This is a genomic window from Phycisphaeraceae bacterium, from assembly GCA_019636735.1.
Lineage (GTDB): Bacteria > Planctomycetota > Phycisphaerae > Phycisphaerales > SM1A02 > VGXK01.
In genome coordinates this window covers 301,938-314,137 of record JAHBWY010000004.1, presented here as the reverse complement: position 1 = coordinate 314,137, position 12,200 = coordinate 301,938, and the positions used below count along the sequence as shown (strand labels likewise).

The 12,200-nt window shown below is 67.3% G+C and carries 10 protein-coding genes; 3 read left to right on the top strand and 7 right to left on the bottom strand.

The window, feature by feature from the left end; genetic code table 11:
* The first annotated feature begins 87 nt into the window (after positions 1-87).
* Positions 88-720, top strand: coding sequence for a superoxide dismutase (locus KF724_07365; GenBank protein ID MBX3355503.1), 633 nt, complete (start codon positions 88-90; stop codon positions 718-720).
* Between the two features lie 27 nt (positions 721-747).
* Here the strand turns inward: KF724_07365 and KF724_07360 are convergent, their stop codons facing one another.
* Positions 748-1,521 carry a hypothetical protein gene (locus KF724_07360; protein MBX3355502.1) on the bottom strand — a complete coding sequence of 258 codons (774 nt, stop codon included), beginning with the start codon at positions 1,519-1,521 and terminating at the stop codon, positions 748-750.
* Between the two features lie 21 nt (positions 1,522-1,542).
* Here KF724_07360 and KF724_07355 point away from each other — a divergent pair, with 21 nt between their 5' ends.
* The gene (locus tag KF724_07355) at positions 1,543-2,817 is read left to right on the top strand and encodes an amidohydrolase family protein (GenBank protein MBX3355501.1); all 1,275 of its coding nucleotides are present in this window, start codon (positions 1,543-1,545) and stop codon (positions 2,815-2,817) included.
* Entirely contained in the window at positions 2,814-3,473 is a 660-nt protein-coding gene (locus KF724_07350; GenBank protein MBX3355500.1) for a site-2 protease family protein, read from the top strand. The genes KF724_07355 and KF724_07350 overlap by 4 nt, the downstream gene beginning before the upstream one ends.
* Positions 3,474-3,565: 92 nt before the next feature.
* On the opposite strand, the gene KF724_07345 is transcribed toward KF724_07350, so the two are convergent.
* The 6 genes from KF724_07345 to KF724_07320 are packed head-to-tail and all read right to left on the bottom strand — an operon-like array spanning position 3,566 to position 12,200.
* Positions 3,566-7,504 (bottom strand): hypothetical protein, encoded by a 3,939-nt coding sequence (locus tag KF724_07345; protein MBX3355499.1) that lies wholly within the window; start codon positions 7,502-7,504, stop codon positions 3,566-3,568.
* 50 nt (positions 7,505-7,554) lie between these two features.
* Positions 7,555-8,478: a hypothetical protein gene (locus KF724_07340; protein ID MBX3355498.1), complete on the bottom strand. Its 924-nt coding sequence runs from the start codon at positions 8,476-8,478 to the stop codon at positions 7,555-7,557.
* A complete protein-coding gene (locus KF724_07335; GenBank protein MBX3355497.1) occupies positions 8,475-9,470 on the bottom strand; it encodes a VWA domain-containing protein in 996 nt (331 codons plus the stop codon). Before KF724_07335 ends, KF724_07340 begins: the two co-directional genes overlap by 4 nt.
* Positions 9,467-10,375 (bottom strand): VWA domain-containing protein, encoded by a 909-nt coding sequence (locus tag KF724_07330; GenBank protein MBX3355496.1) that lies wholly within the window; start codon positions 10,373-10,375, stop codon positions 9,467-9,469. Before KF724_07330 ends, KF724_07335 begins: the two co-directional genes overlap by 4 nt.
* The gene (locus tag KF724_07325; GenBank protein ID MBX3355495.1) at positions 10,372-11,313 is read right to left on the bottom strand and encodes a hypothetical protein; all 942 of its coding nucleotides are present in this window, start codon (positions 11,311-11,313) and stop codon (positions 10,372-10,374) included. Before KF724_07325 ends, KF724_07330 begins: the two co-directional genes overlap by 4 nt.
* Positions 11,310-12,200, bottom strand: a complete 891-nt coding sequence (locus KF724_07320; GenBank protein MBX3355494.1) for a DUF58 domain-containing protein — start codon at positions 12,198-12,200, stop codon at positions 11,310-11,312. The genes KF724_07325 and KF724_07320 overlap by 4 nt, the downstream gene beginning before the upstream one ends.

Here is a 12,200-nt window from a genome sequence, read left to right as displayed (position 1 = left end):
CTTCCGGTGTCACACCGAGCGGCTGCCGAAGAGCCCCTTTCGGTTTCGTCCGCCCCACTCCCCAACCCCCTCTCCGAGGATGCCCCCATGCCCTTCACGCTTCCCGAACTTCCCTATGCCGAGAACGCGCTTGAGCCCGCCATCGATGCGACGACGATGAACATCCATCGCACCAAGCACCATAAGGCGTATGTCGACAACCTGAACAAGGCGCTCGAAGGTCATCCGGAGTGGGCGTCGAAGTCGATCGAGGCGATCTGTGCGGAGATCACCAGCGTGCCCGAGGCGATCCGAGGTGCGGTCCGCAACAATGGCGGCGGCCACTACAACCACGCGCTCTTCTGGGTCATCATGGCTCCAAAGGGCTCCGGTGGAGCTCCCAGCGCCGAACTCGCGGCGGCCATCGACAAGGCCTTCGGTTCGATGGATGCCTTCAAGAGCCAGTTCGCCGACGCAGGCATGAAGCGCTTCGGCTCGGGTTGGTCGTGGCTGATCGTCAAGCCCGATGGCTCACTTGCCGTCACGAGCACGCCGAATCAGGACAATCCGCTCATGAAGGGTGTCGCCGATGTCATCGGCACGCCAATCCTCGGCGTCGATGTCTGGGAGCACGCCTACTACCTCAAGTACCAGAACCGTCGCGCCGACTATCTCGGCGCATGGTGGGATGTGGTGAACTGGAACGAGGTCAATCGCCGCTTCGCCGCGGCGAAGAAGTGACGCCTCCGCGAACGCGACGCATCGGATTCAGCGAGACGCAGCGGGTCGAATTCCCTCGACGAGGGCATCGAAGTCGCTGCGCGCCGCCTCCACGGTCGCGGCGGGCCCGAGCAGACGAATGAAGACTCTCGAATCTGGCGCCTCGACAATGACCGCGAGTTGCGCCGTCTCCGGCCGCGGCGCCGCGGCGCCCATGCCCATGTAGGCACCTGCAAGGTCAACGCGTGTCAGGCGCAATCCCTCGACCTCGCGCACGGAGCGATTGGTGGGCGTGACGGGGCCGCCCTCGGGTGTACGGAACTGCCCGGCCCAGCGATCGATGTTGGGGTCGATGGGACCGCCATCACCGACGGGGAAGACGCTGAAGATCAACTCCGCAGCAGGCGTGGCGCCGCCCGGCGCGGGCACGCCGTACTGAAGCGTTCGGAACTGCATCGAAGGTGGCTGCCAAACCCAGGTGACGGGCTTCGGCATCACGAGTCCGCCGATCTCGATGCGCGTCGGGTCACTGTCGGGCCCCGAGATTCCAGGTGGCGGCGAGGCGAGTCGCTCGCCCGGAGTTTGCGCCCTGGCGGTGTCTCCACCACCGGTCGTCACCGAACCATCGGGTCCTCGAGCGCCCGCGGGCGCGTCGCCGGGCTGCACCCGCGCTGCGCCCCCTGATGGCGCTGAGGGGCGTTCAGCCACTGGTGTGGGTGGCCTCGGCGCCGGGCCCTGATCGCGACACGACGAGAGCGCGCCCGCCGCGCCGAGGAGGACGAGGGAGAGACACACGGCCCGTGATCGATGGATGGACGCCATGTCCCTAGCATACGCCTTCGCATGGCTTCTTCCGATTCGTCATCTGGTTCATCGACGGGCTTCGTCGATGGCCATCTTCACCTGCTGCTCGGAGGGCTCACGCTCAAGCAGCTCGATCTCTCCGCGTGCGCAAGCCGCGATGAGTTCGAGCAACGCATTGCCGAGCGTCATGCGGAACTCCCTCCGGGGCGCTGGTTGCAGGCGCATGGTTGGGATCAGGAGCGCTGGGGCGGCACGATGCCCGATCACTCCTGGCTGCGATGCGCGGGCGATCGGCCGGTGGTTGCCTACCGCATGGATCAGCACGCCTGCGTGGTGAATCACCCGGTGCTGGCGATGATGGAGGGCGCGGCCGTTCCCGACGGGGGAACGATCGTGCGCTCCGATCGAGGTGAGCCGACGGGCCTGTTGCTTGAACAGGCGGCGTGGCAGCTTGTGAATCCCATCGTGCCGGCGCCGAGCGTCGAGGAGCGCCAGAACGCCCTTCGCGCCGCGTGCGCGCACGCCGCATCGCGCGGCATCGTCGCAGTCTGCTCCATGGAGTACGCGAAGGATCTGCGCGAGGTCTTTCACCCGATCCGCGCGGAGCTCCCCATCCGAATTGCCATCACGCTGCTCGATCGCGGTGACGCCTTCGACCCGGCCCTCGCCGAGTGCGTTCCCTCCGATGACCGGCTCTGGGTCAATGGCTTCAAGTCATTCGTCGATGGCACGCTTGGCAGCCGCACCGCCCGAATGCTCGAGCCCTACGCCGATCAGCCCGGCGAGCGAGGCATGCTCATGGAAGAGGCGGCCCGCGGCACGCTCCGCGAGTGGGCGAAGACCGTGATCGACGCGGGATTCTCGCCCTCCATGCACGCGATCGGCGACGAGGCGCTGCGCGTCGCGCTCGATGCAGTCGAGCCGATCGATCCCGAGCGCATCGCCCGATTCGAGCACGCGCAGACGATTCACCCGGCCGATCTTCCGCGCCTGCGCGGGCGTCTGGTCAGCATGCAGCCCCATCATCGCACCTTCGATCGACACTCGGTCATGGCGCGCCTCGGCGCCGGGCGTCTCGAGCGCTTCTTCCCCTTCCGCCAAGCCTGGGATGCCGGCGCAATGCTCGGCTTCGGCAGCGATTGGCCGATCGTGGATCTCGACCCCCGCAAGGGCATGCACGAGGCGATCCATGGCGCGGGAGGTCCCGGCGGTGCCGCAGGCGATGAACGACTGCTCGAGCACGAAGCCATGGCGGCCTACACAACCCAAGCGTGGAAACTGCTCCGCGCGGGCGCGATGGTGGAGGTCCCATGACCGACTGGTGGGTGCATCGCTACTGGGCCGCCGACCCCGTGCTCCTGATCGCGTGGATTGTCTGGGTCGTGGTGTCGATCGTGCTCCATGAACTCGGACATGGCTATGCCGCAGAGCGCGAGGGCGATCCGACGCCGCGCCGAAGCGGGCATCTCACGCTCAATCCCGCCGTCCACATTCCGCCGTTTGCGTGGGTGCTCTTCGCCTTCGTCGGCATCACCTGGGGACTCATGCCCGTCCGTCCAGAGAACTTCCGACGCGGACGAGTCTCGGAAGCGATTGTCGCCGTGGCAGGCCCGCTCGTGAACATCGGCCTCGCGCTGGCGCTGATTCTCCTCACGGCGCTGTGGATGCGATTTGGCACGGGCTCGCCCCAGACTCTTGCCGGCGTCTACACCTTCCTGATCGTTGGCGCATCATTGAATATCACGCTGGCGCTCTTCAACATGCTGCCCCTTCCGCCGCTCGACGGAAGTCGCATTCTCGGTGCGCTCGTGCCGCCGCTGGAGAAGTGGCTGCTCGAACCGCGCGTGCAGACCGGCGCCTTCGCGGTGCTGATCATCATGGCCATGCTCGGTCTCTTCAGCGGGATCATCTCGCTGGGGCTGAACCTCGCCCAGCGAGCAAGCATGCTGGTGGCGGGCTGGTTGCTCTGACGCCCGACGCGGCCGAGGTCCGAACAGACCGTGGGTGGACCACGGCGCGGGCACTCTCGGCGCGGATCGCACAAGCCCGGGCGATGGCCCTCCTACGCTCGACGCTCGAGGCGTGTGACCCAGGAGCGCAGGCGCCCATCGAGGTCGCCATTGCTCGACGCCTTCGAACCCACCTGCTGCTCGGGGCCGAAGTAGTGCGCTTCAATCGAACCGATTTCCGCATCGAGTGACGCGAGCATGTCCGGCGGCAGCGAGCCTCCGTAAGTGTCGCGCAGGCGGCGCAGAGTCGTCACCGTGCTCATCGGCGTGATGCGCTGCGGCATCTTGACCTCGGTCAGGGCCGGCGCCGCATGGCGCTGTCGACGGCGAATCCAGAGGACACCGCCGATTGCCACGAGTGCAACGGCCCCCGCCCCGCCCATCATGGCGAGCGTGCGCCATGGTGAAGCGCGCGGCGTGACCGCGACCGTCGGGCCCGTGACCGGGATGATGTCCATGTCGACATACTGCCGATTCTCAATCGCGCCCGCGACAACGGGCCGAAGCGTCGGCAAGGTGAAGATGCCGCCAAGCGCCGCGCGATCGCCGCCCGTCGGAAGATAGGTGATCGTCCATGATCGCTCGAAGGTCGGGCGATAGATCCCGCGCTCATCGGGCTCGGGATAGCCCCCCTTCGGCTCACGCTGCGTCTGCATGAACCATCGACCCGCCATCGTGGTCTGGTCATCACCCAGCGCCACGATCGGCGAGACTCGCGCGGTCTCAAGTTGCGGTGCATACCCGGCGATGGCGTTCGTGATGCCCGAGAGCGCCTCCTCGAGATCGGGCACGATGCCGCGACCACGCATGCGCACCTCGAGTCGAATCTCCGGGGTCGATGAGTCGCTCGCTTCGCGCGCATCCACCACTTGAACGACTTCGAGGTCGGGACAGGGCCGCGCCGAGAAGGCCGCACCTACCGCGAGCGCCGGCGCGTTCGAGAGCGCCACCAGTGTCACCGGCCCCATGCTGTCGCTGAACTGCATCTCCATGGGCACCGAGGGCAGCCGATCGACCGTCGCGTCCTGTCGCGTCACGACGAGGTACGCGAGCGGCTTCTCCACCCATCCATCCTGGCCATCTTCGATCACGCCGCGCGGCGGCACAAAGGGGTCGAAGAAGCTGATCGTCTGGAGTTCGATTCCCTTGCCGAAGGCCTCGCGAATGTCCTTCTCGAGCGTCTCGCGATGGTTCTTCTCCTGGTAGCGACCGCTCGTCCAGATCGGCACACTCGTCTGGAGATACTTGGCGAATCCACCGACCTCGCGCTCCACCGCCGCGGTCGAGCGCAGCGTCAGGAGCACGCCGAAGGGCTGCTTCACTCCGACTCGATCGTCGCCGTCGATCGTGAGGCGCAGACGGATCTCATCGCGAATGAGCTCGTGATAGAGCGTGTCGAGCGTGCGCAGGGGCGCTCCGGCGGGGTTGTCCCCGATGATGCGAAGCGCATGACGCACGAGCTTCGGCTTCACCGACGCATCGACGCCTCCCAGGAAGCCCGTGATGGCTCGCGCCAACTCGGCGACATGGCGCTCGGCCACCTCGGGCGGCAGCGCCGCGAGGGCGCGACGGATGCGCTCGACCGGATCATCGACACCCTCGTCCAAGGACGGAATGTCCTCGCTTCGGAAGGTGCGCAATCCCGGCGAACCCATGGCCACACCAAACCAGCGCAGGAAGACCTCGACATCTTCGCGCTCCTCGCCTGCGGAGACCGCGAGGGCATATCGACGAGCCGCCTCTTCGAAGGTCGCGAAGGTGGCGGCGCGCACTTCCGCCAGTGCGCCCGACGGTGTCGAGCGCTGCTGCTCAAGGAAGCTCTGCCGGTCATAGGCGAGCGCCGACTTCATGACCGCGAGTCGCCACGACTCCGGCTGCGCCACCAGCGCCGAATCCATGAGATCGAGCGCGAGCCCGTAACCGCGATCAACGAGGGCCGCGATCTCCGCGTCGGTCCGACGCACTCCGGCGCGGCGATGGACCGCACGATCGCGCCACTCGCCACCGAGGTTCGCCGCCATCGTCTGCGCGAGCGAGACCGCGATCCACGGCGGAATGCCCTCAATCGGACCGAAGACGCGCTCGACATCCTCGCGCTGAAAGACCTCGGTCGCCCCATGGCAGGAGTTGAAAATCTGCACCAGCAACGGCAGTTGATTGGTCTCGACACCAATGGCGCGGAGCGACGCCACCATCTCGCGCACCCGGTCGAGGTTCCGCCGCTGGCGCCCGCGCGTCACCGGTGCCGCTGGATTCATGTTCCAGCGCGAGAAGTAGAAGTACATGTCATCGTCCATCTCCATGCGGCGGCCAAGCTTGCCTTGCCATCGAGCGAGGAAGGTGTTGGCGAGGCGCTCCGCCTCCGTGGGAGATCGCGCCGAGGCCTCGCGAAGGAGCGTGAGCGCGAGATCGATGTCGTCCACTGAGGTGGCGATGGCGATGCCCGCAGCCGCAGTGCGAAGCGCCAGCGACGGTTCGATCGCCCGCAACCACGCCTCGCTGGGAATGGCGCGCGCGAGCGACTCGACATCGCGCGACGGCCGCTGCGGCGCCATCATCATCCACGGCGGCATCTGCTGGACCGACTCATCGCTGCCTCGCAGCGCCGCTTCCATCTCGTTGACCAGTGAGGTCGTGAGCATGCGCAGCGGAAGTTGGAACGCCGGTGAATCGGCCCCATGCCGCGTCAGCAGCATGTCGACCGCTTCCTTGAGCGCCACGATCGTGCGTGCTCGCTCCTCGCGATCACGATTGGCATCGCCGACGGAGATCGCGGTCGCGGCCATGACCTCGAGCGCCACTTGTCCGAGCGCCTCGTCATCGAAGACCCGCTCGAGCCACGGTCGAACCATCGGGCGCGGCATGCTCGGCATCATGGCCATGGCCCGGCCCATCGCCTGTCGGCGCGTTTCAAACGGCACCTTGTCCATGAGCGCCACCTCGGCGGCGATGGCCCACGCCCTGCGACGCAACGGCTCCGCATCGGCGCCACCGCTGCGCTCGGCGCGGGCCAATTCATGAGCCGCGTGCGCGAGCATGGCCTGTCCATCTCCGGCGGCACGCGCGTCGTCGAGGGGAGGCAGATACTCCGACGCATCTCGAAGGAGACCCGCCGCGGTGAGCAAGTCGATGGTGCGCTGGCGGCGCTCGGAGTCATCCATGCCGAAGAATCGCGAGCCCGCTCGAAGGCGCGTCACCATCTCCGCGGTCGCATGTCGCTCTGCAGCCTGCTGGAGCAAGGCGCCCAGTCGAACCACCTGAGCACGAGTCGGCGCGGTCGACGCAAGCTCCGCGATGGCGATGACCTCTTCCGGAAGGAGTCCGGCATTCGGACGAATCGACTGGAGCAACCCGGCGTAGACGATCTCCGCCTCAGGCCGGGGCCGGTTGATCAGGTAGTTCCGAAGCCACTCCCAGTCACCTGCAAGGAACTGGAGGTGAATCCACCGCGCGATCTCGCCGGGATCGCCTCGTTCAAGATCGGGATGGGGAATGTCGCCGAGCGCCAAGCGCGAGCGCGCATCGAGCACGGCCGCGGGTTGTCGCGCGAAGGCGAGGTTGCCGAACATCTCGATGATCTGCCGTCCCCGCCCCATCTGGGCCATGCGCGCCGCGCCGAGCCCGAGGAGCTGGTCGAGATCGAAACCGAGATCGCGATAGAAGGCGAGCATCTCCTGCTGCTCGGTCACCGGGAGCGACTCAAGCAGCGTCTTGAGATTGGCGAGCTCTTGCGGCGAAGGCGCGCTCCCATCGCCGCCGGGTGCGCCGGGAGGCGTGGCTGCTCCGGTTGGCGTCGCACCGGGTGGCTGCTCGCCGGGCGCCGGTCCCATGTTCCCTCGCAGATGGAGTCCGGATGGAGCCTCAGTCGCATCGACCGCGCCGGTGGCGGCGCCCTCCGAGTCACGACCCGACTCCACCTCGGCTCCGTTGTCAGGATCGTCGAGAAGCGCAATCCCAAGTGGGTGCGCCGACGCCGATGACAGGAGAGCCATGCACGCAACGATGCACGAGCATCGCAGCGACCCGGTCAAAGTTCGTCTGTTCACCAGCCGTCTCCGAATTCGTTGTTTCCGGCACCTGTCGAGCGATCGTCACCCTTCCTCGGTGCTGGGCGCTTGCCCTTGCTCTTGCCCTTGCAATGACCCGCGAGGCTCTTGCACTGGTTCTGGCAGTTGCTTGTTCCCGGGCATTGCTTGGGCAGTGGTCGCCCGAGGACTTCCTCATAGCTCGCCTGCTCAAGATCGAGCGCCATCTCGAGGTTGTGATGGTGCTCGTCGAAGCGCTCGCTCCCCCTCTCGCGTCCGGACTCCGCGAGGAAGCGGAACTGACGCCGTGCCGCGGTGGCGACCGCGCCCCACTCTTCCGGGCTGGCCCCCGCATGGCGGAGCAGCCGAGCGCCGAAGAAGAGACCCGTGCCGAGCTCATGACGCGCCTCTTCGAGCAGCCCGCCAGTGGCTGGATCGGAGGCGCTCCCGCGGGAACTGAGTTCGTCGACGACAGCTTCGAGTTCGACCACGCCTTCAAGGAGTTCACCCGAGCGCACGAGCGCCTTCGCGCGGGCGACACGCACCTTCGGAACGCGCGGATCACCGATCGCCTCGAGAATCGAACGAGCCTGACCGAGAGGTTCGGCGACCGCGCGCCACTGCTCGGCGGCTGCGAGATACGCGGCGTCCTCCGCCTCTCTGGCGGCGGTCGCCTCGGCGAAGTCGGCGGACGAGCCCGTCTCTTCGGCTCGAAGACGCGCGGCCAGCGCCGCTCGGTGCGCGGCGTGCGCAGCGGCCTGAGCGACCTCCGCCCGAGCCTCGGCCACGCGAGCGCTCTCGATGAGTCGCGCGGCGCGATCCCTCTCGAAGACGGCATGTCCTGGACCGAAGGCCCATGCCAGCGCGGCCACGGGAAGACACGCCCAGAGGGTCCAGAGCACCTTGGATCGAACGACACGATCGAGCAAGTTCGAGTTCATGAAGTCACCAGGAGAAGAGCGCGGCGTGGCTCCGCCGCGGACGCGGCGCGGGGCACACCGAAGAGAATGAGCAAGGGTCCGAGGCACGCGAGCGATGACGCGCCGAGCGCCGACGCCCAGAGCGCGATCGTGCGCTCCGTCACCGGCCTCCGCTCGGAAGGCGCGGTCATTCGGAGTGCATCAAGGAGTGCTGTCGGCAGGTGCCGACGGTTGCCTTCGTGATAGCGGCCGCCAAGCCGCGCCGCGAGTTGCTTCAGCGTCCATCCATCCTGACGCGACGAGTGCCCGCCGACGGTGGTCGCGCGATCGGTGTCGCCGACGCCGATCACCAGCACATCGGCGATCGACGCGGGAAGCCCGCCGAAGCTCGGCGGACGCTCGAGGTCGCCGTCGCCCACGAACACAAGCATGGCGCTGCGACGCGGCCAGCGCCGCGCCATCTCGAGCGCCATCTCGAGTCCAGCGCTCGCATCGGTGCCACCCGGCGCGAAGGCCAGGTGCATCGGGAGTCCATCGAGCATGTTCGCCACCACCTGCTTGTCGAAGGTCTCCGAGAGGATCGGCAGCGCCCCCGTGTAGAACGCGACGACGCTGATGCGTGTCTTGCGCATGTCGAGCCGATCGAGGATGGAACGGATCAGCACCCCCGCCCAGTGCGCCCGCGACACCTTCTCGAGGTCGGGTCCCGCATCCTTGACCTGCATGCTCGGCGAGACATCGAGAACGAGCAGGATCTGCTGCGAGGTCTTCTCCGAGGGGCGCTCCTCGACTGCCGTCGGATCAAGTCGCGCGAGCGTGAGCAGGCCCCAGACCAGCACACCGAGCGAGATCACCCGGATGAGCGGCGACGCGCGTGCCCAAGGTCGCGGTGCGCCGCTCGCGCCGAAGGCGAGTCGCGCGACACGGCGCACGCGCCTCGCGTGCAGCCACTCCGCAAGCAACGCGAGAAGCGCCACTCCCGCCGCGATCGCCAGCGTGGCCGAGGCGCTCACCATGGCGTGTACCTCACGCCAAGAAGTCCCACAAGGTGAAGCCCGGCGAGCACCAATCCCGCGATGGCGAAGGGGAAGAAGTCATCCATCGGCACGGCGCTGGGCACTTTGAAGCGGGCCGGTTTCATTCGATCGATGTGCCTGAAGACCTGGCGCATCGCCTCGGGATCGGTGGCGACCATCGCGTCACCGCCGGTGAGTCGCGCGAGTTCGACCATCTCCGGAGGAATGTCCTCATCTTCAGCCACATGAATGTGGAAGACCGTGATGCCGGACGCGCGGAGTCGCTCGGCAACCTCGAACTCCTGGCCATCGCCAAGGTCAAAGCTCTGGCCATCGCTCACCACGATGATCACGCGATCGCCCGGCTCGTCGCTCGTCTCCGCCTCGATGTTCTGGCGGCAGAAGTCGAGCGCCGCGCCGATCATCGTGCCCATCATGTGGCGCGGCTGACGCATGGGATCGGCAAATGGAGTGGCGTTGCGAATCGCCTGAAGATCCCGGGTCAGCGGAATCCAGCGAATCTGTCCCGTCCCGAAGAAGGTGAGCCCCATGGCGTCACCTTCGCGCTGCCGGGTGAAACTGCTGATGGCCTCGGTCGCGAGCTCATAGCGCGGTCCCGCCATGCTGCCCGACACATCGAGGCAGATCTGAATGTTCGTCAGCTCTCGTGCTTCGCGCGGGGTCTGCGGCCTTTGTGGTCCGGCGAGGATGATGATGACCACCGCGAGAATGAGGAGCGGCAGCGCGTCGAAGACACCCAGAAGCGATCCGAGCACTCGGCGACGCCGATGGGACGCATGGTCGATCGGCAGCGTCACGCCTGCCGGCCGCAGCAGCACCGCCCAGCCGAGCGTGATCGGCACGACAAGCAGCAGCAGGACCCATGGATGGAGGAAGCTCACGAAGCGCTCCCTTCGCGATGAGCGCTCATGACCGCTTCAGGACGCGTGGACCTGATGAAACGCTCAAGCTCCTGCGCCGCGCGGGCGGCGCTTTCAGAGGAGCGATCGGGATGCTGATGGAGCCACGCCTCGATCGCGCGGATGAGCGCCCCCGACTCAGGATGCGTGCGCAGAGCGCGGACAGCCTCTGCGGTGGCGGTGGTGCAGTCCGAGTGCGCCGCGCCCGCGAGGCCGGCATCAGTTCCCACTGGCGTCGCGGGGCGCAATCGCTCGCGCCAGAAGCGCAGCAGGAGCAACTCCAGACGGCCTTGTTCGTCCACGCTCAGGGTTGCCTCCCTCGCCCGCGACGCGATCGCCGCAATCTCCTCGGCGACCGTCGGCGGAGCTGGTGGCGCGGCGAGCGGTTCCGCAACACTCGGTCGTCGTTGGAGGAGCGCGAGGAGAGGCAGGATCAGCCATACCGCCACGAGGCCCACGATCAGCACGACCACTCCACCGCGCACGATCGGTACGGCCGCGCTCTCGCCACGAAGGTCGGAGTCGGTGGCCCCGAAAAGCACCGACTCGACCTTGACTCGAAGTGAGGCGCTAGGCTCGATGGCCCGCCCGTCGATGCGCTCCAGTCGATCGATCAACTCGAACTCCCCCGGCACGGTGCCCACGAACTCGATGAACTGCGTGTCGCCGGGACCATCGACCACGCGCACGACGATCGGCGCATCGAGCGGCTGATTGGGCTTGGCTCGCAGCGCACCGAACCGCGCCCGCGGCGCCTCGACGCGTTCACTGATGCCGCGCAGCGCGGTGATCGAGGCACCATCGTTCGACTCCGTGCGATCGAGAGCCCACCCGGCCCCGTTGACTGCCAGCGTGGCGCCGAGGAAGATGCCTGCCATCGCCCGCGCTGAGAGTGATCGCCGATGCGTGACTCGATTCATCGAGTCCCCCGCAGGGCCGCACCGCGCGACGAAAGGAAGCGCCTGAGCGGCGCGAGGAATGGGCGATCGGTCCGCAGCTCGAGCACCTCGATGCCGGAGCGCACCAGCTCCTGTCGAAGATCCTCGTGAATCGCCGGACGGTGTCCACCATGCGAAAGGAAGCGGCGCCCCGTCTCCGCTTCGGCACCACGGAAGAACCCGGCGCGAAGCGGCCCACTTTCCGCAGGATCGATCGTGTGGAGCACGGTGACATCATGCCGTTGGGCCGCGCGGCGCAGGGCGCCGAGGGCGCCAGGATCGTGGAGGTCGCTGATCACCAGCACCAGGCTTGCTCGCTCTGCGCGCCGCGAGAGTTCGTCGAGCCGAGTCGCAAGCCGCGTCGACTCGGCGGTGTCAGCTCGCCGAAGCGGCTCGATCGCATGCCAGAGATCGCCGCGCGCCAGGCTCGGCAGAACCGGAAGTCGGCGATCTCCACCGGCCACGATCGCCACGGGGCTGAGGCGCCTCAGCGCCACGAGCCCCAGCGCTGCAGCCAGCCAGACGGCGAGGTCATGCTTCGAGACCGCAGATGAACTGCGGCTCATTGATGCGGAGGTGTCGACGACAAGATAGACACAGACGCGCTTCAGCGCTTCGTGCTCCTTGACGAACGCCCGACCCGTCCTCGCCGTCAGTCGCCAGTCGAGGATGCGAATCGAATCGCCGGGCTGATAGGGCCGCGACCCCGCGTACTCGAGGCCGCCTCCGGTGAAGAGCGAATTGTCCGCTCCGAACGCGAGGTCGTCGGCCAGACGACGCACAACCACTTCAAAGTCACCCTGGGCCAAAGCCGCCGGCGCGGGCAGCGTCGCGTTCCTCTTCGGCGAGATGGCGCCGGCGGTGGTCAC

What these genes read in the sequence shown, in the direction of transcription:
- KF724_07355 (MBX3355501.1), top strand. Translation starts at nt 1,543, where the DNA reads ATGGCTTCTTCCGATTCGTCATCTGGTTCATCGACGGGCTTCGTCGAT.
- KF724_07350 (MBX3355500.1), top strand. Translation starts at nt 2,814, where the DNA reads ATGACCGACTGGTGGGTGCATCGCTACTGGGCCGCCGACCCCGTGCTC.
- KF724_07365 (MBX3355503.1), top strand. Translation starts at nt 88, where the DNA reads ATGCCCTTCACGCTTCCCGAACTTCCCTATGCCGAGAACGCGCTTGAG.
- KF724_07345 (MBX3355499.1), bottom strand. Translation starts at nt 7,504, where the DNA reads ATGGCTCTCCTGTCATCGGCGTCGGCGCACCCACTTGGGATTGCGCTT.
- KF724_07340 (MBX3355498.1), bottom strand. Translation starts at nt 8,478, where the DNA reads ATGAACTCGAACTTGCTCGATCGTGTCGTTCGATCCAAGGTGCTCTGG.
- KF724_07360 (MBX3355502.1), bottom strand. Translation starts at nt 1,521, where the DNA reads ATGGCGTCCATCCATCGATCACGGGCCGTGTGTCTCTCCCTCGTCCTC.
- KF724_07325 (MBX3355495.1), bottom strand. Translation starts at nt 11,313, where the DNA reads ATGAATCGAGTCACGCATCGGCGATCACTCTCAGCGCGGGCGATGGCA.